Origin of the sequence: Corynebacterium uropygiale (genome assembly GCF_021568315.1) — a bacterium.
GTDB classification, from domain to species: domain Bacteria; phylum Actinomycetota; class Actinomycetes; order Mycobacteriales; family Mycobacteriaceae; genus Corynebacterium; species Corynebacterium uropygiale.
In genome coordinates this window covers 614298-634649 of record NZ_JAKGSI010000001.1, presented here as the reverse complement: position 1 = coordinate 634649, position 20352 = coordinate 614298, and the positions used below count along the sequence as shown (strand labels likewise).

General features: G+C 61.6%; 16 protein-coding genes. 9 read left to right on the top strand and 7 right to left on the bottom strand.

Going from position 1 to position 20352, the window contains the following annotated elements:
- Window positions 1-146 precede the first annotated feature (146 nt).
- On the top strand, window positions 147-1823 hold the full coding sequence (locus tag L1O03_RS03040; RefSeq protein WP_236117930.1) for an FUSC family protein: 1677 nt from the start codon (window positions 147-149) through the stop codon (window positions 1821-1823).
- A gap of 82 nt (window positions 1824-1905) precedes the next feature.
- Window positions 1906-2097 carry an antitoxin gene (locus L1O03_RS03035; RefSeq protein ID WP_236117929.1) on the top strand — a complete coding sequence of 64 codons (192 nt, stop codon included), beginning with the start codon at window positions 1906-1908 and terminating at the stop codon, window positions 2095-2097.
- 82 nt (window positions 2098-2179) lie between these two features.
- Here L1O03_RS03035 and L1O03_RS03030 read toward each other — a convergent pair whose 3' ends face one another.
- The 7 genes from L1O03_RS03030 to L1O03_RS03000 form a co-directional block, all read right to left on the bottom strand.
- Window positions 2180-3919: a glycerol-3-phosphate dehydrogenase/oxidase gene (locus tag L1O03_RS03030; protein WP_236117928.1), complete on the bottom strand. Its 1740-nt coding sequence runs from the start codon at window positions 3917-3919 to the stop codon at window positions 2180-2182.
- The gene (gene mtnC / locus L1O03_RS03025; RefSeq protein ID WP_236117927.1) at window positions 3916-4638 is read right to left on the bottom strand and encodes an acireductone synthase; all 723 of its coding nucleotides are present in this window, start codon (window positions 4636-4638) and stop codon (window positions 3916-3918) included. The genes L1O03_RS03030 and mtnC overlap by 4 nt, the downstream gene beginning before the upstream one ends.
- Window positions 4639-5241, bottom strand: a complete 603-nt coding sequence (locus L1O03_RS03020) for a 1,2-dihydroxy-3-keto-5-methylthiopentene dioxygenase (protein WP_236117926.1) — start codon at window positions 5239-5241, stop codon at window positions 4639-4641.
- Window positions 5242-5244: 3 nt separating this feature from the next.
- Window positions 5245-6795, bottom strand: a complete 1551-nt coding sequence (locus L1O03_RS03015; RefSeq protein ID WP_236117925.1) for a xylulokinase — start codon at window positions 6793-6795, stop codon at window positions 5245-5247.
- A 213-nt stretch (window positions 6796-7008) separates the two neighbouring features.
- A complete protein-coding gene (locus L1O03_RS03010; RefSeq protein ID WP_236117924.1) occupies window positions 7009-8661 on the bottom strand; it encodes an alpha-keto acid decarboxylase family protein in 1653 nt (550 codons plus the stop codon).
- 215 nt (window positions 8662-8876) lie between these two features.
- On the bottom strand, window positions 8877-9473 hold the full coding sequence (gene idi, locus L1O03_RS03005) for an isopentenyl-diphosphate Delta-isomerase (RefSeq protein ID WP_236117923.1): 597 nt from the start codon (window positions 9471-9473) through the stop codon (window positions 8877-8879).
- Between the two features lie 70 nt (window positions 9474-9543).
- Entirely contained in the window at window positions 9544-10455 is a 912-nt protein-coding gene (locus tag L1O03_RS03000; protein ID WP_236117922.1) for an exonuclease domain-containing protein, read from the bottom strand.
- Window positions 10456-10791: 336 nt separating this feature from the next.
- On the opposite strand from L1O03_RS03000, the gene L1O03_RS02995 reads away from it, so the two are divergent.
- From L1O03_RS02995 to L1O03_RS02970, 7 genes are all read left to right on the top strand, one after another.
- Window positions 10792-11193 carry a hypothetical protein gene (locus L1O03_RS02995; RefSeq protein WP_236117921.1) on the top strand — a complete coding sequence of 134 codons (402 nt, stop codon included), beginning with the start codon at window positions 10792-10794 and terminating at the stop codon, window positions 11191-11193.
- Between the two features lie 117 nt (window positions 11194-11310).
- Complete coding sequence (locus L1O03_RS02990; RefSeq protein ID WP_236117920.1) at window positions 11311-11688, top strand: hypothetical protein; 378 nt, start codon at window positions 11311-11313, stop codon at window positions 11686-11688.
- Window positions 11689-12135: 447 nt separating this feature from the next.
- Entirely contained in the window at window positions 12136-12996 is an 861-nt protein-coding gene (locus L1O03_RS11650; RefSeq protein ID WP_420830274.1) for a tyrosine-type recombinase/integrase, read from the top strand.
- Window positions 12993-13583: a ParA family protein gene (locus tag L1O03_RS02985; RefSeq protein ID WP_236117919.1), complete on the top strand. Its 591-nt coding sequence runs from the start codon at window positions 12993-12995 to the stop codon at window positions 13581-13583. The genes L1O03_RS11650 and L1O03_RS02985 overlap by 4 nt, the downstream gene beginning before the upstream one ends.
- Window positions 13576-13806 carry a hypothetical protein gene (locus L1O03_RS02980; RefSeq protein ID WP_236117918.1) on the top strand — a complete coding sequence of 77 codons (231 nt, stop codon included), beginning with the start codon at window positions 13576-13578 and terminating at the stop codon, window positions 13804-13806. Before L1O03_RS02985 ends, L1O03_RS02980 begins: the two co-directional genes overlap by 8 nt.
- Before the next feature lie 53 nt (window positions 13807-13859).
- Window positions 13860-14261: a hypothetical protein gene (locus tag L1O03_RS02975; RefSeq protein ID WP_236117917.1), complete on the top strand. Its 402-nt coding sequence runs from the start codon at window positions 13860-13862 to the stop codon at window positions 14259-14261.
- Window positions 14262-14457: 196 nt separating this feature from the next.
- Window positions 14458-20334, top strand: a complete 5877-nt coding sequence (locus L1O03_RS02970) for a helicase-related protein (RefSeq protein WP_236117916.1) — start codon at window positions 14458-14460, stop codon at window positions 20332-20334.
- Window positions 20335-20352: the final 18 nt, after the last annotated feature.

The window sequence follows — 20352 nt, the reverse complement described above, 5'->3', positions numbered from 1 at the left end:
GGGTGAGGGCCACGAACCATTCCCGAGATGCAGCGCGTCTTCCATGCCGTATCCATGCCGTCGATGCGAAACGAAATGAGGTCTGTGCATAGGTGAATACGTCGAGCCCGTCCCCGCATGCGGTCCCCGCGGAACTGCTCCCCACAATGTCAGGCGCGTGGCGCCTCTTCACGAACTTCCACTCCCCTGCCCCGCGATGGCCAACGGCTCTGAAATTGGCGGCGGCGCTCGTCGTCCCGGCGGCGGTGGCCCTGCTGCTGGGCCTGGACCAGGAGATGCTGCTCATCGCGGCAGGCGGATACAGCGTGGTGTACGGGGAAGGGCTGCCGCTGCGCACCCGCTGGCGCTCCATCCTCACGGCCGGCGTGTTCATCGTCATGGCGTCGATGGCGGGGGCGTTCGTCGGCACGGTGACGTGGAATGAGATCGCAGGCGACGGGACGTCCTGGTGGCTTCTGCTCATCGTGGTGTACACGACGATCCTCGCCGCCCTCGGCACCTTCTGCCAGAATGCGCTGCGGCTGCCTCCCCCGGGGAGCTTCTTCATCGTCATGGTGGGCGGCGGCTCGACGATGGTCGCGCGCCTCGGGCTCAACCCCGTGGACGTGGGCTTTTGGGCGATCTTCGGTGTCCTCTCCGCCCTCGTCATGGGGGTCGGGCCGCTGCTCTTCCACCGCCGGGCCCCGCAGTACCGGGCCGTCGCGGTGCTGGAAAAGGCCGTTGAGGACTTCATCAATGCCCCGCAGCCCGCGATCGCGAAGAATCACCAGGCCCAGGCGGCCCTCGCGGACACGTGGGCGACGCTCTCCGACGCCGGCGTCGTGCGCGGCGGGCGCATCCAGGACGCGAGCCAGGCGGACCTCGTGCGACGCACCGTCGCGGCCCACCACCGGCTCGTGAATGCCTCGACGATGGCCCCAGCGCGGGAGAAGGAGTCCCAGCTGACGGAAACCCCCAGCTACGTGGACCTCAGCCGCAATGCCATCCCGCACTCGCGGCCGTCCCATCTCTACCGGATCTACCGCTCTATTCACCCCTATTCGCACGCGACAATCACGACGTGCAAGGTGATTCTCGCGAGCCTCTTGGCGGGAACGATCACCATCGCGCTGGGCTTTGACCGCCCGGACTGGACCGTCGTCTCCGCCATGCTCGTCCTCCAGTGGGGGCCGGATAAGCTTCCCGGCACGATCCGCGGCCTGCACCGCCTGCTCGGCTCGCTGCTGGGGATCATCCTCTTCGGCGCCTTCCACATGCTGGGGGTTCACGGGTGGACGCTGCTCGCCGCGATCGCGGTGTGCCAGTTCTGCGCGGAGATCTTCGTGACCCGCAACTATGCTCTCTGCGTCATCTTCGCGACGCCGCTCGCCCTCCTCATGGGCAATTCCATCGCGCTACCGCTCCTGCCCGTCGTCACCTCCCGCGTGTGCGAGGTCTTCTTCGCGATCCTCTTCTCCCTCCTCTTCCTCTGGCTGTGGATGCCGAACTCCGAGCCCAAGCACTACGCCCGCCTCGTCGACCGCTGCTACCGCGCCATGGGCTCGCTCCTCGGCGCGCTCATGACCATGCCGCCCAACGAGGCCCTCGCCCAGCGGCGGGATCTCCAATACGAGCTCCTCGCGGAGCGGCGCGCGGTGACCTCCCTCGTCGCGAACCACCCCGCGAGCCGCACGAGTACGTGGCCGCAGCACACCTCCATCCAGGAAGCCGGCTACGCCCTCCTCGACTACTGCACCGCCCACGCCGATGAAGAGCTCAGCCTCACCGAGCTCTCCCAGCTCACGACGAAGATCCGCGAGGCGCGCACCACCACGAAATTCTGAAATCCCCTAGCGCTGCGGGCGAGCGCTTGGTACAGTAGGCGCCGCACGCTTATATAACTTAGAACGAAAGTGAGGTACCGACATGGGTCTCATGGACAAGGCCAAGGAATTCCTGAACTCTGACAAGGGCGAGCAGGTCACCGACCAGGCTCTCGACCGCGCCGAGCAGGCCGCCAAGGACAAGTTCGGCGAGGACAAGGCCGACCAGATCCACCAGGTTCGCGACAAGATCGACGAGCAGGTGGGCGGCGGCGACCCGCAGCCCGAGCAGTAAGCTCGACGCTTTCACTCCTTACTCCATCGCCCGGTAGGCAGAGGTCCTGCCGGGCGATGTCGTGTGTGCGGGGCGAAACCCGTCACGAGAGCGCCGAGGAAGGACACGCAAAGCCCTGGTCAAGGATCTCCGCGCGGCCTCGCTGTGCCGCGCTATACGCTTCGCGTTCCTCGCGCAGCCGCGTGCCATTCCACCCGAGGACGGTTGCGAGCACACGGCACACGGCATCCAGGGCTTCTGCGCTCACCGCCCGGCGGGTCCCCAGCGAGAGCCGTCGGTCCACCACGTCGCGAAGCGTGCATGCCCCCTCAGCCTCGACGGCATAGACCACCTGCGCCGCACAGTCCAGGCACCCGCGCCCGCTCGCGCCCGCCGCCTGAGGCTTCTGTGGCTCGAGCGGCTGCCCCAGTTCCGGGTGCTCCGCCACGAGCCCGAGGATGCGCACATGGTCCTCGCCATACATTCGCGCGAGGTGCTCCCTCTGCTCCCTTCCCAGCCCGAGATGCGGGGCCGCCCGCACGGCCGCGTCGAGGGCCTCGCTCATCGTCGAATACCCCCGCATGCTGGCGTGGAGGGGAAGCTCCGCGGAGATCCGCTTGGTGGGCGGGAGCCCCGCCTCTCGCGCGATAATCTCCGCGCTGACCTTCTCTCCCATCGCCCGTCCCGTGGTCCACTTCCCGCCAAGAACCGTGTACACCCCCGGCTGACCAGGGATGATGTCGAAACGCCGCGAGGATGTATAGGTGGAATCGCCACTCATGAGGAGAGGCCGCACGCCGACGAGAGTATCGACGACGTCCTCCCGGCGCAGCGGCGTCTCGGCCACGGAATCAAAGGTTTCGCGCAGGAGCTCGATGTCGCTCACCTCAGCCCGGGCATCATCGGGGCTGCCGTCCATGGGGGTGTCCGTGGGTCCGATGAGCTGCCGCCCATCCCACGGGTTCACAACAATGTGGTGCCCATTCGCTCCGCGGACATACACCCCATCGGTGTTTCCCAGATCCCGCGTCATGAGGTGTACGCCTTTGGATTGCGCGACGGCCACCCCATTGCGTTGCGCCTCAACACCCAGCGCCTCCGCCGCCCACGGCCCGGCCGCGTTGATGATGACCTCCGCCTGGATGTCGGCGCTCTCCCCCGTGAGTTCATCGCGCACGCGCACTCCGCGCTGCGGCGCGGGGAGCAGCCCTGTCACGCGGGCGTGATTGAGCGCCACTGCGCCGTCGTCGACGGCACTCTGCAGGATCGCGAGGAGGAGGCGCTCGGGGTGGAGGTTGAGGCTGTCATCATGCCGCCACGCGCCGACGAGCCCCTCGCGCTTCAGCCACGGGACCTGGGTGAGAAGCTCCTCACGACGGACCCAGCGCGGGCGTCGGGCCCGCAGGTCCCGGAGGATTCCCCGGTTGCGCCCCAGGGCGAGCGCCTCATAGAGCCCCACGCCTGCCCCGAGAATCGGGGCCCGCGGAGTTGACCAGTCATAGGCCGTGAGCAGGAAGCTTCGTGGCTGGACCAGGTGCGGAGCAGCAAGCCCAAGGAGGCGCCTCTCCCGAAGCGACTCCACCACCACCGGAATATCGCCTTGCTCAAGGTAGCGTAGCCCGCCGTGGATGGCCTTCGTCGTCGCTGCTGAGGTGCCGGAGCCGAAGTCCTCCTTCTCCACGAGGAGCGTCGCCAGTCCACGCGCAGCGCAGTGCCGGGCGATCTGGACTCCCGAGATCCCCCCGCCGATCACGAGGACGTCGACGCGCGGACACCCCGCCGCCGAGCATCCCACCCCCGCTCCTGGCCGGCGAAGCGCTCGACGCAGCAGGGCCGTGCTCATCGGTGCCCTCCCTCCCAGTGCAGCTCATCGAGTCGGGTGATCTCCGGGTGCCCGGCCACTCCGCGCTCCCAGTATTGGTCTCCGCGACGGCGCACCCCGCACGTGAGCCACCCATCGGCGGCAGCGGCATCCAGTTCATCCACCAGGTCGGAAAGGAAGAGAATCCGCTGCGCCGGGAGACCGAGCTGCTGCCGGATGACCTCGTAGGAGCGCGCCACCTTCTTGGGCCCGGCGGTGCGGGTGTCATGATGGGATTCGATGAGGGGAAGAATGCTTCCCTCCGGGGTGTGGCCAAACCACGCGTGCTGGGCATCGATGGATCCGGAGGAAAACACCGCCAGGCGGATCCCTTCGCCGCGCCATCGCCTCAGGGTGGGGACGGCGTCGGGGAAGAAGTGGGAGGTGAGCTCTCCGCTGTCAAACCCGTCTCGCCAGATCATGCCCTGGAGAGTCTTCAAAGGCGTGCGTTTTTCGTCCCGGTCAAGCCAGGCATTGAGTACCTCCACGAGCTCCTGCGTTGAGGACTCCTCGCTGAGGCCCGCTTCCGCGCAGATACTGCGCCGAAGCTCCCAGATCGCAGGGGCGTCCTTCAACAGATAGGGCTCAAAGTGCGCTCGGGAGAAAGGATAGAGCGTCCTATGGACAAACCAGGTGGAGGACGTCGTCCCCTCAATATCGATGACGATCGCCGCAGGCCGCGGCACATACGCGATGGCCATCTATGCGTCCTGCCTGCTCGAGCCCGGCAGCGATGCGGCCAACTCATCGTGGGTCGGGAAGCGCCGGGCGATGGGTTCGCCGGTGAATTCTCCCACCCAGCCTTCCTCGTCGTGGAAGAAGCGGATCGCGCAGAAGGAGGGGTTCTTCTCCCCCATGTCGAACCAGTGCGTCGCGCCCTCCGGGACGGAGAGATAATCGCCTTTCTCGCAGACAACGGCGTAGACGTCGTCTCCGACGTGCAGGTAGAAGGTGCCGGAGCCTTCGACGAAGTAGCGGACCTCATCATCGGAGTGGGTGTGTTCGTCGAGGAATTTCTTCCGCCCCGCCGCGGCCTGCTCCCAGAAGTCCGGCTGGCCGTAGTTGTGCAGGCGCATGACGTCGATGGTGTCATATCCCTCGCGCTCACGGATGTCGCGCACCTCGGCGGCATAGGCCTCAAGAACTGCCGCCTGATCAGCATCGGGGGCGAGGTCCTTCGACGAATCCCACTGCTCATACTGCGCACCGATGCGTCCGAGCACCTCGGCGATCGTCTCGGGCTGCGTCGTTCGGAGCGTCTCCGTTGTGGGGTCGCTATCTTTCCACATCACCAGCAGAGTCATGTTTTATCCTTCCACTTGAAGATTGCGTAGTTCACGGGTGCGGGCGAAGACCTCCTGCATGGGGCCGCCCAAGAGTTCCGCTCGAATGCACGCCGCTTTCTCATAGAGGGCTCGCGATCGACGGCGCGGAATGTGCGTGGCGCCGCCGAGGTTCCACTGCTCCAACGGCTCCGCCACCGAGGGGTAGATGCCCACGCCCACTCCGGCGAGCACCGCATCAGCAAGGACGGGCCCGTCCACGCGGCCAGGAACGCGCCAAGGAACGCCCGTGACATCGGCTTTCACCTGGTTCCACGTTCCCGACGCAGCCCCTCCCCCTGTGACGAGAACTTCGCTGAGGTCCATCCCCGCGTCCCGCACGGCGCCAAGAATGCTGTGGTACTCGAAGGCCACAGACTCGAGCGCGGAACGCCAGAGGATCCCGGTATCGGTCCCCGATTCCATCCCCAGCCACGTCCCCGACGCATAGGGGGAGTCCGGATTTCCTCCCGCAAGGTACGGGAGGAAGAGGACGCCGTGCGAGCCCGGGGGCACGTCCTCAGCGAGCGCATCAAATTCCGCGTAGACCGCGTCATTCTCGCCGACGCGCGCCACCTCATCCCGGAACCAGCGCAAACTCATCCCGCCGGAGCGCACATAGCCCCAGTACAAGGACTGCCCCGGGATCGTTCCGAGGGAGTAGAGCAACCCCTGGCGTCGAGACGCCTCAGGGAGGATTCCCTCCACGCCGACGGCGAGGATGCTCGTCGTCCCCGCCACGTCGACGGCTTGGCCTGGCTGCACCTGTCCCGCCGCGAGATTCGACTGCATGACATCGCCGGCGCCCGCAATGACCGGCGTCCCCGCGGGGAGATGCGTCCGCCGGGAGACCTCGCTGGTCACGTCCCCGATCACGTCCGTCGAGGCCACGACGTCAGGAAGAATCTCCTGCGGGATGCCGAAGGCGTCGAGCTGCCGCGGGGAAAAACTCCGCGAGCGGGCGTCCCAGCCCACCATCCACCCGGACAGATGGGTGTGGTCGATGACCGGCTGCCGCTGCCCGACAAGGCGGCCCGCGATGAACGGCCCCACGCTCTGCGTGTGCGCGACCTCCCGCCAGACCTCGGGCTCATTCTCCCGAACCCAGCTGAGCAGGAACGGGGCGGCGTAGGCGTCGAGCGTCGACGTGCCGGACTCTTCCACCCACAGGGGTTCGCACTCCCGGGCGGCCCGGGCTGCGATGTCCTCCGCGCGCGTATCAAGGCTGGTGATGAGCGGGTAGAGGACTCGCCCGTCCCGATCAAGAAGCACCTGGCCCACGAGGATTCCCGACACTCCGACGGCCGCAATATCGCGGGGGTTCATCCCGCGCGCAGCTGCCTGATCGACGGCCTGGCGGATCGCTGTTTCTGCGGCGTCGAGAAGCTGCTCCGGATCCATTTCCGCGCGGCCTGCACCCGGGTAACGGATGTCGTGCAGGCTATAGGCCCGGCCGACGAGCTTTCCGCTCGTTGTGTACACCGCGGCCTTGGAGCCTTGAGTGCCCACGTCAACACCGACGAGAAGCTTCGGCATGCCCCACCTCCTGTGCTCGTCATCTATGGTCGCCAACACGAACCAAGCGGTACATAAAAATAGACCGCTTTGTTCTTTTGGCCACTATAGCGGGCCCTTTCCCGCGGAACAAAACCCCCTGAGTGCTGGGCCCTTCAGGGGGTGAGATGGGGTGCGGCAGCGTGGGCGCGCGTGGGCTTGCGGCCCGGCGAGCGCACCCGCGTGAGCCTCCGCCTACTTGGCGCTCTCGGCGAGCGCCTGGAGGAGCGGCGGGTAGTCGAGGCGCTCGGTGCACACCTCGAGGAGGACGAGCTTGTCCTGGGTATCCGTCGCGGTCTGGAGTGCCTCGCGCAGCTCGCTGAGGGTCTCCGCGCGGAGGGTGAGGCACTGATCCTCGGTGCCGCCGAAGGCTTCCAGGACCTTCTGCCAGTTGTAGGGCTGGATGTCGTTGTAGCCCTTCTCGGGGCCGCGGATGGCCCGCTCGACGGTGTAGCCGTCGTTGTTCACCAGGATGATGAACGGGGTGAGCCCCAGGCGCAGCATGGTGCCGAGCTCCTGGAGGGTGAGCTGCGCCGAGCCGTCGCCAATGAGGAGGACCGTGCGCTGGTCGGGGCGCGCGAGACAGGCGCCGAGCGTCGCCGGCAGCGTGTAGCCGATGGAGCCCCACTGGGGCTGCCCGATGAAGAGGGAGTCGGTGGGCAGGGAGTGCGGCGCGATGCCGTAGAAGCTCGTGCCCTGGTCAGCGATGACGGTCTGCCCGCGGGTGCAGCCAGCAGCGACGTGATTCCACAGCTCATCCTGGGTGAGCGGTGCGTTGGGATCGACGTCGGTGGCTTCCGGTTCGGGGAGCTCGTCGAGGGGCTGCGGGGTCCAGGGCTCCTCCGCCGCGATCTCCTTGAGCGCCGTGATGGCGTCGCGCATCGCGATGGGCGCGAACATGACGTCGCCGACGGTCGCCACGCCCGAGTCGATGGAGATGACCCGCTCGGGGTCGATGTTGTCGGTGAAGCCGGCGGTGATGGAGTCATTGAAGATGACGCCAATCTTCACGAGGGTGTCCGCCTCCTCGACAGCCTTGCGCGCACGCTCCTGGGAGGCCGCCCCGGCGTAGATCCCCGCGAAGCGCGGCGAGGACTCATCCACCAGCGACTTGCCCCAGGCGCAGGTGCTGTAGGGCACCTCGGTGTTCTCAATGAGCGAGTGCAGCTCCTCGGTAGCCCCCAGCCGGTCCACGATGAGGTCCGCGAGGATCGTCACGGAGGAGTCCTTCAGCTGCTTCCGCGCGGCGCGCTGGAAGGCGTCGAGCGCATCCGGGGAGGAGCTGCGCTCAATGCCCTGGAGCGGCCCGGCGGGGCGGTAGATCTCCGCCTCGGCGACGTCCGCCGGCAGCATGATGTACCCCGGCCGGGATTCCAGGACCACCTCGCGGAGCACACGGTCGATCTCCGCCGCCGCGTTCTGCGCGGTGAGCTTGGCCTGCGCGACGGTCACGTGGCGGGCCATCTCGTAGAAGTGGTCAAAGTCGCCGTCGCCGAGCGAGTGGTGGAGCACCCCGTGCTCCTTCTGCAGCGTCGTCTTCGGGGCGCCCACGATGTGCAGCACCGGCGCAAACTCCGCAAAGCTGCCGGCCGTGCCGTTGATCGCGCTGAGCTCCCCGACGCCGTAGGTGGTCACCATCGCGGAGAGCCCCCGGGCGCGCGCATAGGCATCAGCGGCGTAGGAGGCGTTGAGCTCGTTGGCCGTGCCCACCCAGCGCAGCGAGTCATGCTCATCAATGATGTCCATGAACGCCAGGTTGTAATCCCCCGGGACGCCAAAAACGTCCTTGACCCCGAATTCCGCAATGCGGTCCAAAAGATAATCTCCGACACGATATCCGTGGGACACAGGCTGATCCTCTCTACGGCCGGATAGGCCGATCGTCAACAGTTGTCGCGGTGGGTGTTCCGCACTCCCAGCAATGTTAGACCCGTCACACGGACATTGTCAGCCGTTTCGCGCGGCCTCGCACGAATTGGCAAAATTCCTGCATTCCGCCTGCCCGCCGCGCATTCTCGACGCCCACCCCTGCCACGTTCAGCCCGCGCCCACCCCGGCCAGGTTCAGCCCTCGGCGGGCGTATCCCCAGCTCGGAAGCCGAATTCCCCGGCCACGGGCGCCACGCGCTCCCAGACGTGAGAGAACCACTCGGTGAAGGGCTCCGATCCTCGCCGGGCTTCCAGTTCCTCCGGGGTCACCAGCACGATCTCATCCACTTCTTCCGGGTCCGGGCGCAGCGCACTTGCGTCCACCCTGCCCGCGAAGACGTGGTTGTACTCGTGCTCAGAGAGGCCAGATCGCTCGTCATGCACCTGGTAGACGACGATCCCCACCTCCCGCAGCTCCTCCAGGTGCGCGCCCAGTTCTTCGGCGGCCCGACGTCGAACCGCATCCTCGACGGGCTCCCCCGGCCGCGGATGGGAACACGTTGCGTTCGTGAGGAGCAGCGGTGAGTGGTACTTGGTGGCGGCCCGGCGTTGCAGCACCATGCGGCCGTCGGGATCAAAAAGGAAGAGAGAGAAGGCGCGGTGCAGAATCCCCGGGGGCACGTGGGCCTCAAGTTTGCCGACGGTTCCCAGGACGGTCCCCTCCCCGTCCACGACCTCGACCTGAATCTCGGCCTCACCATCGGCGAAACGATGCTCAAATTCCTGAGTCACCCAGGCACACCTTCCACTCCACGACGTTCGATTTCTCCCCATGAATCTATCAGCAGAGCGCGACGGGCCGTTATTTTTCCAATCGGTGGAAGAACTCCTCTTCGCTCATCACCTGGATGGGCGATCCCGACTCACGCAGCTGCGTCGCCTTCGTGAGCTTCCGCGAGGCCGTTGCCCCCTCCGCAAACGCCCCCGGATTCGGAATACCGACGACGAGAATGGTGGTCCTCTTCGTGAGGCTCTTATCGGGGGTCCCGCCCAGCTCCTTCACCAGAGCCTGGATCACCGAACGCTGCCCGCGCTGAAGCGTCCCCGTGAAAACAACAGTCTCACCGGCGAGGGCCTCAGGGTTGGAATATTGGGTAATGAGTTCTTCAAGCCCTTGTTTCGTCACAGAGCGCCCCGACGTCGAGCCGCGCTTTCTCACCGATCCGGTAGGAGGACACAGCTCCGAGAGATAATCAATACCCCACTGGGACTGCATGCGAGCGAAAATGCGGCCGCAGACTTCCGCATCAGAACTCGCGTCATGATGGGCGAAGGAATCACCCGGGAAGTAATAATCAAATAAGCGGTCGAGGCTCTTTCGCTGCAGCTTGTCCGCCAGAAGCCTCCGAGCCAGACGTAGCGTGCAGTAGCGCCGATTCGGATAATCCTCACACCCATAGAGGGCATTGAGATCCGAAAGAACAAAGCCATCGAAGGCCATATTGTGCGCGACAAGCGGCCGGTCCCCGATGAAGGAATCGACGGCGGACTTGATATCTGACCACTGCGGCGCATCCGCGACATCCGCCGCGGTCATTCCATGGACCCAGGTATTGACGGGATTGAAGTAGTCCACGTCGGGGTGAGGGCGGAGAATCTGATCAAACCGATCACTGACCTCACCATTGGTGTCAAAGGCCACAAGGCCAACTGAGCACGCCGAACAACGCTGTTCATTGGCTGTCTCGAAATCAAGTGCGACGAATTCCTGCACGGGGTGCCTCCGGGGAGAGAAAACTACATGGCGGCTCAGACACCAGGCGTCTGCCGTGGTGGCGAAGAACCACCCTTTTCGCCACGATACAGCTCGATGAGGGGCCACGAGGGGATCAGGCCACCCGGGGACGAGGAACACGATCTGGCCTGCACAGCGCGATTCGAACCCCACTATTCGAACAGACGCAGACCTTCATGGCGAGCCTCCCCTCTATGCTCCCCAGACAAAGAAGACGACCAGCGAGATCAGCCCTCAGCTGCTCGAGGATCTTCTTCGCCCATCCCAGGACCGTCGCGGAATCATGACGGCTCACTACAAGAAAGGAACACAATCATGATTGGCCCCACCGAAATCCGCAGGACCCAGAAGATTCTCGGTCAGCCCTACGATGACGAGACAATTGAAGAGCTCTACCAAGAAATCAACGAGGAACTCGGTGACTACTTCGATGAAGTCCACCTGCAGTTGATGGAGAAGTGGTGGAAAGAACACCCGGAGGTGCGCCACGGTATGCAGACCCCAGAATGCACCATGGAAACCTGGCCGAAAGCACGAGAAATCGCTATTGAGTGGGCTCGCGAAGAATACATCAACGGTCCCCTTCGTGAGTACTACGCCAAGCACCCCGAGCCCTTCGGAGGCGAGGAGGACGACAGGTGGGTGCCCGAGGACGACGAGGAAGACACCAACGACCCCGATAACTGGGCACGCGAAGAACGGGACCACCCGTTCTAGAAAACAGGAAACCCCCTTCCTGAACCGAATTCCCTAGATAGAAGGGGCACGTCAAGCCCCCATGACGGCTCTATCTAAGAAAGGAACACAATCATGATATTTCCCTCCGATATCCGTATGGTTCAGAAGACACTCGGTCAGCCCTACGACGACGAAACCGTAAGGGAACTGTATCTCGACTATGAAGATGAAATTGGGGACTACTTCGATCGACTTCTCACTGACCTTATGGAGAAGTGGTGGAAGGAGCACCCCGAGGTTCGCCACGGGACGCAAACCCCAGAATGCACCATGGAAACGTGGACCAAAGCCCAAGAAATCGTGATTGAGTGGGCGCGCGAGGAATACATCAACGGCCCCCTCCGCGAGTACTACGCCAAGCATCCCGAGCCGTTCGGCGGCGAGGAGGACGACAGGTGGGTGCCCGAGGAGAACGAGGAAGACACCACCGACCTCGACAGCTGGGCACCCGAAGAACAGCAATACCTCTTCTAGAAAGAGAGGAACACCACTTCACAGCGAGGGACGAGGGGGACCCCTTCCCTTTGCAACGGGCGTATGCTTCGTGGTGATGCAGCCGGGGGCTATCCAGGCCATCGATGAGCTCTATGCAGCGGCCGACTTCTTCGGTCTCGACGTCGTGGACCTTCTCCCCCGTCGTGTTACCCCCCAGGGACAGGAAAAGTCCCCTTCCACCGAAGTGAAAGGGGACGACCTCGTAGCGGGGGCTGGATTCGAACCAACGACCTCTGGGTTATTGGCTGGCGTCCTCGCGTTTTTTATTTACCTTAGTGAGCCGTCATGCCGTCAAGCCGTCTCGACGGCTAGCCGTCAGGCCGTCACGCCGTCCGGACGTTTATACGGCAGGCCGTCACGCCGTCACGACGGCCCGCTTATGACCTGGTCTTTTAGCACTTGTGGTTGCTGTGTCATACCTATTTTATGCAGCAATCATACGGGGCAAGTAGCCCCACCGTCCCTCCCGCCTGGAGGGAAGCCATCGAAGAGTTCGAGCTCATTCTTGTCGCTCTGGGGCGCAGACGAGACACTATTAGGACGCGCATCACACACTTGCGAACTCTTGCGCGTGGCATCGAGAACCCGTCGCCTCGCATACAAGAAAGCGAACTACTACTGTGGTGCGGCCGGCAAAACTGGCTCCCAGAAACTAGGCACTCCTACTACTCTTCTTTCCGGCAGTTCTTCCGGTGGTTTGAAAGAACGCATGACCACCCGAATCCCACGGTTTGCCTCTCATCGATCAGGCGACAACTCCCACCTCCGAGGCCTATACCGGACTCGGAACTCGATGAAGCACTGGCGTGTGCGGTGCCGAGGACCCGACTCATCCTTCGCCTCGCGGCCGAGATGGGGTTACGGGCCGGAGAAATCTCCCGGATCCATAGCCAAGACGTTGAAATCCGAGCAGGCGGACTCGTGATCCTAAAAGTGCAGGGTAAGGGCGGGAAAGCCCGCCTCCTCCCACTTACTGAGACGTTGCTCACATCCATGCGGGAATTAGCCCCATATGGGGGTTACATCTTCCCTGGCAACGATCACGGGCACCTATCTCCTCGTTGGGTATGTCACCTGGCATCGCGAGCCCTCCCTGGCAATTGGACACTGCACACGCTCAGACACCGGTTCGCGACAACCGCATATAACGCGACCGGGCACGACCTTGTCGCGGTGCAAAGAGCTCTCGGGCACTCCTCAATCACTACAACTCAGCGCTACGCGGATACGGCGATTGATCTCACTCAAGTCATCCGTGCAGCATCATTGAAAGGCATCAGACTATGACGACGACCATCGCGCTGTGCAACCTTAAAGGCGGCACTGGCAAAACGACCACGACCATCTACCTGGCAAGCGCCTTGACGGCGCAGGGCTACAGCGTCCGCGTCCTCGATCTAGATCCGCAAGGCTCTGCGACCGAGTGGGCTGAGGAAGCTGAGGCCAACGACCAACCACTGGACTTTGAGGTCTCTCCTGCAAATAAGCGGACCATCAGCAAGAGCTATCGCGAGGACTTCGTCCTTATCGACTGCCCTCCCGGCGGCACCGACGTCATCGACACCGCGATCTCGGTTGCCGACCTCGTGATCGTGCCGACGAGCCCGTCAGCTATCGAGACCTCTCGCATGTGGAATACGTTGGCTATCGCGCACGCGAAGACCGCCTACGTGCTTCTCACGAGTGTGAGGTTCGGGACGAAGGAGGCCGAGGAGCTTCTTGAGGTCCTTCGCGATGAACGCACCCCGAGGATCCCTACGCAGATTCCGCTCCGGCAGGACATCAAACGCTCATGGGGCATGAAGCCAGTTGCCTGGCATGGCTATGACGATGTAGCTGAGTTTCTCACCTCCGAGGAGGCTACGGATGAGTAAGAAGAGTGCTATGGGCCCGAAAAAGTGGGCTACACCCCCCAGTCAGGCGAAGCAGACGATCAGGACCGCGCAGCATGATCCGAAGCTCACGATCCGCATGGATGCTGATCTTCGTCGCGAGCTTCACGTCTATGCTCAGCAGATAGAGAAGCCGATCCGTGAGATCATCTCCGAGCTGGTCGAGGATCTTCTTCATAATTCTCAGAGCCGTCGCGACGGCTAGCCGTCACGCCGTCAAGCCGTCATGACGGCTTACTACAAGAAAGGAACACAACAATGATCACGCCTTCCGATATCCGTATGGTTCAGAAGACTCTCGGCCAGCCCTACGATGACGACACCGTAAAAGAGCTATATCTTGACGCCTGTGATGACTTCACAGACTATTTCTCCGAATTGCACTTGGGCCTCATGGAGAAGTGGTGGAAGGAACACCCGGAAGTTCGTCACGGAATGCAGACCCCCGAATGCACCATGGCGACTTCTGGACGCGCCGCGCAAATCGCTGAAGAATGGGTGCGCGAGGAGTACATCAACGGGCCCCTTCGTGAGTATTACGCCAAGCACCCCGAGCCCTTTGGTGGTGAGGAGGACGACAGGTGGGTGCCCGAGGAGGACGAAGACGACCTCAACGACCCCGACAACTGGGCACGCGAAGAACAGCAATATCTCTTTTAGGGCCACAGCACCCTAGCGCAGGGAGGGCACATTGCCCTCCCCTTTTTCTTGTTTCCGCAGGTAGAAGGTAGCCGTCATGCCGTCTGGACGGCTAGCCGTCAAGCCGTCATGACGGCTTGACGGCACCGGGAAAAGTCCATGTGACCAGTAGAATCGTTGGTACTTTTTTTCGTCTTACCTTTGGAGGAGTGGCTCTATGCGCCGTCGAAACCGTCATGATCCGAATGCTTATGAGATGGATCTCTTCGACGTACTCACTCTCCAGGCCGAGGAGCAAAAGGCCGCACTTGAAGACCAGGCGGCCTCAGCGCCAATTGAGAGCCCCGCTGTCAATACTGCCGAGGAGGATTCCGAGCAGATTGAGGTAAGCCCTCCCGCTTCCTCCGTCGACGAGCCGACCTCGGAGGAAACGAAGTCTTCATCTGTAGAAGACGCTCCGCAGCCGGTTACACCGTCTCTTCCTGCCGTGACGTTTGATCCGACGCTGCGGCCGGCACCACCGGCAACACCTCGGGAACGCGTGCAGGCCAATATTGATGCAATTGAGGTGTTACGCACGCTCCAACGTGAGGACCGATTCGCTACCCCAGAGGAGCAGGTGATCCTAGCCGGATACACCTCATGGGGTGCGGCATCACAGGTCTTTGATCGTGGTAATACAAGCATGGCCGATCTTCGTAGCAAGCTAGAAAGCATCGTTGATCAGCGCGAATATGCTGCTCTAGCTGAGACAACGTTGACCGCGTTTTTCACCCCGGACGAGGTGATTGCCCCGGTATGGGAGGCAGTGCAAACCGCCGGGTACACCGGTGGCCCGGTGTTGGAACCCGGCTGTGGGACCGGGAACTTCATCGGCGCGGCGCCGAACAGCGCCGAGGTCGTGGGCATCGAAGTGGATCCTATCGCGTCTCAGATTGCGCATTATCTCTACCCTGAGGCCCAAATCGTTACGGAGAAGTTCGAGAAGACGCGCCTGGACTACGACAGCTTCTCCCTTGCTATCGGGAACGTGCCGTTCGGGAACTTCCGCCTTCATGACCCTGAGCACAACCCGAATAACCACACGATTCATAACCATTTCATTGTCAAGGCCCTAAACGCAGTGCGCCCCGGTGGTTATGTAGCCGTGGTGACCAGTTCCTCGACATCTGATGCCCAGAAGTCACTTGCCCGCAAGGACATGATCGACCGTGCGGACCTTGTCAGCGCCACGCGCCTCCCAGTGAGCACCTTCGAAAACAACGCAGGCACGACAGTGTCGGCTGACCTGCTGATCTTCCGGGTCCGCGAGGAGGATAGGGAGCCTACCGAGCAGTCTTTGCGATTCATTCAGACTGACGAGTACTCGCTTGACGATGAGTCAATAGCCCGGGTCAACGGGGTGTTCGCAGACCATCCGGAGCGGGTCGTGGGCACCCCGAGGGTTGTTCGTGACCGGTTTGGCAAGCCGGTATTGCAGGGAGCCCCGGTTCCTGGCGAGGAGCTTTCGGCGAGTCTTCGTCGCCTTGTCCAAACGGATATGCTCACGGCCTTAAACAACCATCTGGGGTTGTCTCCTCAGCCGGCTAGCGAGCAGGCGCCTGTCCAGGTGCGTGTTGAGAGTGCTGCGGACCAACAGATACCCGGCACTGTCCGCTACACCCAAAACGGTGACGAACTAACATTCGCGAGATTGAAAGCCAAGGGGAAATGGGACGAAATTGTCCCACCGAGGGGCACGTCCGCTAGTGAGTGGAAGGCGTTGCTGGACTTGCGAGATACGTCTCGTCAGCTCCGCGAAGCTTACCGTGAAGGCACCCCTGGGGTTGAGAGTCTTCGCCAACAGTTAGCTACCCAGTATGACGACTACGTTGCCACTTATGGTCCGTTGAACCGTTTTGTGCTGGTTAAACCGCGCAAGCCCACACAAAAGCAGCAGGCGCAGCGGTATAAGCAGCTTGTTACGCAGTGGAGGCGCGACAACGACCTTGGCCACACTGAAGAGCCAACACCGGAAGTCGAGGCGGAGCTTCGCCAGCAGGCTGCACTTCCGACGAAGCGGCCAAAAGAAGTCAAAAAGCACATAGGTGTTCTGCAAACTGATCCGTTCATCCAGCAGATGACGGCGATCGAGCACTATGACCGCGACCACGGCACCGCTGAAAAGACTGTCATCTTCTTCGATAACCCCGCTAGGCCCACCCTCCATGTTGATCATGTGGACACCCTTGAGGAGGGTGTGGAGGTCAGCCTGGACGAGCACGGGGTCATCGATCCCCGCCGGGTGAGCGAGGTAACCCGTCTCGACCAAGAGATTGTTGAAGAAGAGCTCATCGACAAGAAGATCGCGTTCCGTAATCCCGAGAATCCGGATGCTTTCATTCGTGCCGAGCATTATCTTTCCGGTGTTGTCGAGGACAAGCTCATCATCGCGCAGGAAGCCGCGATGAGGGACGAGCGGTTTAAAGCGAACGTTGATGCGCTTACCGAGGTGCTCCCCGAGCGCGTCGAGACTGGCATTATCATCCAGCCGGGTGTGACCTGGATCAGTGAGGAGTACTATAAGCAGTTCGCTCATCACGCATTCGGGGTAGACCCCAACAAGATCGATTTTCACCCGCCGAGTATCGGTAGAGAGCAGTGGCGTGTTGAAGTCAAAAATGATCCAGTAATGAAATGGAAAGAGGATGCAGACCTTAAATACGGTGTGATCGCTGCGAACAACATCACTCGCAGACAGCCTAATTACCAGTCGTCTAACCCAAAGGCGGCAGAGGAGTATAACCAGGGTCTAGCAACAACACGACATGATGGTGAGGTTGTCAGTGCTATCACCATGCTTCAAGCGGTAATGAACCAGGATAGTCCGACGATCAACTACTCGCAGGACTGGCGGAAAGAGAACAATCTCAGCACTGGGGTGTGTTCCGAGGCGACACAGTTCGCGAGCCGTAAGGCAGATCAGCTTCGCGAGGAGTTCACCAAGTGGATCATGGATGATCCATCAAGGCGGAATGAGATTCTAGACGCCTATAACCGCCACTACAACTCATATGTGGCAGCCAAGTGGGATGGATCGTACCGTTCCATGCCCGGGTTAAGTGATAATTTCACCCCGTATTCCTACCAGCTGAACGCGGTAGAGAGGATGGTCAACGAGCCCGGTGTGCTGTTGAATCATGCGGTGGGTGCTGGGAAAACCGGGACCTTCCTCATGGGCGCAGCGGAGCTCAAGCGTCTTGGAAAGGTCAAGCAGCCCTGGATCGTGGTACCTAATCACTTGTGTGAGCAGATCGCGGCGGACGCGAACAGGTGGTATCCAGGCGCAAAGGTGCTCTCCGCAGCGGGTCTGAGCACCCCGGAAGAGCGGAGGAACTTCGTCGCACAGACCACTACTGAGGACTGGGACTTCGTTGTCGTACCACGCTCAGTTTTTGAGCGCATACCTGTCTCCTCAGAGATGCAGGCGGACTACTTAGATCGCGAGAGATCCCAGGCTGAGGAAGCACTGGTCGAGGCCCAAATAGCGGGGGATCCTGACTCTAAGACGACGAAGCAGATCCAACGGTATCTGAAAATTCTTGATGACCGTCGATTAAAGCTCCTCGATTCACCCAGAGATGCCGGTATGTGCTTTGAGGATACTCCGTGCGATTACCTAATTATTGACGAGGCTCATGAGTATAAGAATCTGGCACGGTTTAGCACGATCGATGATATCAACTCCAGTGGTTCCCAGCGGGCCAGTGATCTTGAGATGAAGATGCAATACCTTCGAGATCAGAAAAACGGCCTCCACCAGCCTGTGGCAACCTTTGCCACAGGTACGCCTATTGCGAATAACCTGGCAGAGATTTGGGTCATGATGAGATTCTTACGGCCCGACATTCTTGACCACGCTGCAATGCCCACGGTGCAGGGTTTTGCCGCGTCGTTCGTTAAACGACGCGAGGAAGTTGAGGTCCGTGCTTCAGGTGTGGGACTTCGTTCAGTGTCGCGTACGGTCGGATTTAATAATGTTGGCCAACTCGTTGGTCTTTGTGAACCGTTTATGGATGTGGTGACAGGCGACCAAATCGAGGCACAACGCCCCAGCAATGAGACGGTGAGTGTCGAGTTTGATATTGACCAACAATCCAAGGATTTCATCGCGGACTTCGTCTATCGGGAAACCAACCCCTGGGCAAGCCAATTCCCGGAGGAAGCACAGGCGATTGATAACGCGCTGAAGATCCAAAGTGATGGGTTGAAAGTCTCTATTGATCCCCGACTGGTCAATCTCGACTACGAGGGCTACTCGCCACGGGTGACCGCCGTAGCCGACACTGTCGCGCGAGTCTGGCAGGACACGAAGGATAACGAGTACCTCCGCGACGATGGCACACCGCATCCGCGAAAAGGTGGACTCCAGATCATCTTCCTCGACCGAGGCACCCCGAAAGCAGACGGCAGCTACAGCGTCTACAACGAAATCCGCCGCGCGTGTGCGGACAGAGGCATGGATCCCTCCCGTATCGCCTATGTTCACGAGTTCGACGATGACCGTGCCGAGCTCTTCCGCCGGTGCCGTGAAGGCGAGATCGACGTAATCATCGGCTCGACTGAAAAGCTTGGCACGGGCGCAAACATTCAGACTAGGGCTGTCGCTCTGCACAACGTGGATGTGCCGTGGCGTCCAGCTGACCTTGAGCAGCGTATCGGGCGTATTGAGCGCCAGGGCAACCAGAACGCCCAGGTGCAGACCTTCAACTACATCGCTAGGGGCACAACAGATGCCGTGCGCTGGCAGACCGTGCATCGTAAGGCCCGGTTCATCAATCAGTTCATGTCAGCAGACCGTTCTCTTCGCCAGATGGACTCCCTTGAATCAAGTACTGAAGACGCCGCCGCACACAATAAGGCAGTGGCGACAGGCGACCCACGGCATATCACGCTTGCGAACCTCGATAAGGAGGTCAAAAACCTTGAGGTTGCCCATCAGGAGTGGGTCTCAGCAGTAGAGGGCCGCCAGTTCGGGATTAAGGCCCAGGAGGCAGAGCTTGCTAAGCAGAGGTCTTTAGTCAGGTGGGCTAAAGCCCACAAAGAGCCGTGCGAGGAATGGGAGAACGCCGAGCAGCGGGAGTGGACTCCCCCTATCGGCGGGACCACGACGGACAGAGCGAAAGCAGCCCGCTTTTGCTATTTTGCCGCCTTGCGCGTGTTGAACAACAAGTATGAGTACATGCGCCCAGAACGCGGTGGCGCGCCGCGACGAGATGAGCTCGCCACTATCGGCGGAGTGACCTTCACTATCGGCTACTCAGTCGTCAAGCAGTGCCTCACGATCTACCCAGAAGGGGTGGACCCGAAAGTGTTGCCGAAAAACTGGGTGATCGACATGGATCCGCTGTACTTCACAGATACTGGCAATCCGCTGCACAGAGAAGGCGCTACCGACAAAGAGTACGGGCTCCTTACTCGACTAGAGAACAAGGTTACCTCAATGGGGAAAATGATCTCGGTTGCAGAGGAAGCGAAACAGCTTGCCGCAGACAAACTCGACAAACTCCGATCAGAGGCCCCTCCCGAGTTCACTCAGCAGGACGAGCTTAAGGAGAAGCGCGCGCAGCGTGAGGTCCTTCGTGAAGAAATCAGACAAACAAACCAGTCCGAAAGGCAGCAGAAAATCCTCAAGGCGAGGGCAGCGCGCAATGAGCTTCACGGTCGCAAACCGGGGTGGTCATTGCGGTTGAATCCGACGACACAGTATGCCGCTCTCGTTGAGAAGAGAACCGTGGAAGGGACGATCAAGCAAGCGAAAATCGATGAAGTCGATGCACTGTGCTTGCACGGGGCTATAGGCCCGATGGAGCATGCGAGAGCCCACGAGGCTATCCGCCATGGGGAGTCCTACCTTCAGCAGCTGAAGAAGCCTGCCCCGACGCCGCGCACCCCGCGAGGAGCAGCAACTGGTGGGATCTTGAAGACTCTCGGGATGGATAAACCGGTCAAAATCCAGCGCCAGGCCCCGAAGGAGAACCGTAACTCTCGCAGGCAGAAGAATTCCCCCGGGTGGGAGCAACACCGCGGTAACGGCCCTGAGTTGGGGATGTGAAAGACGGCGTAGGGACTC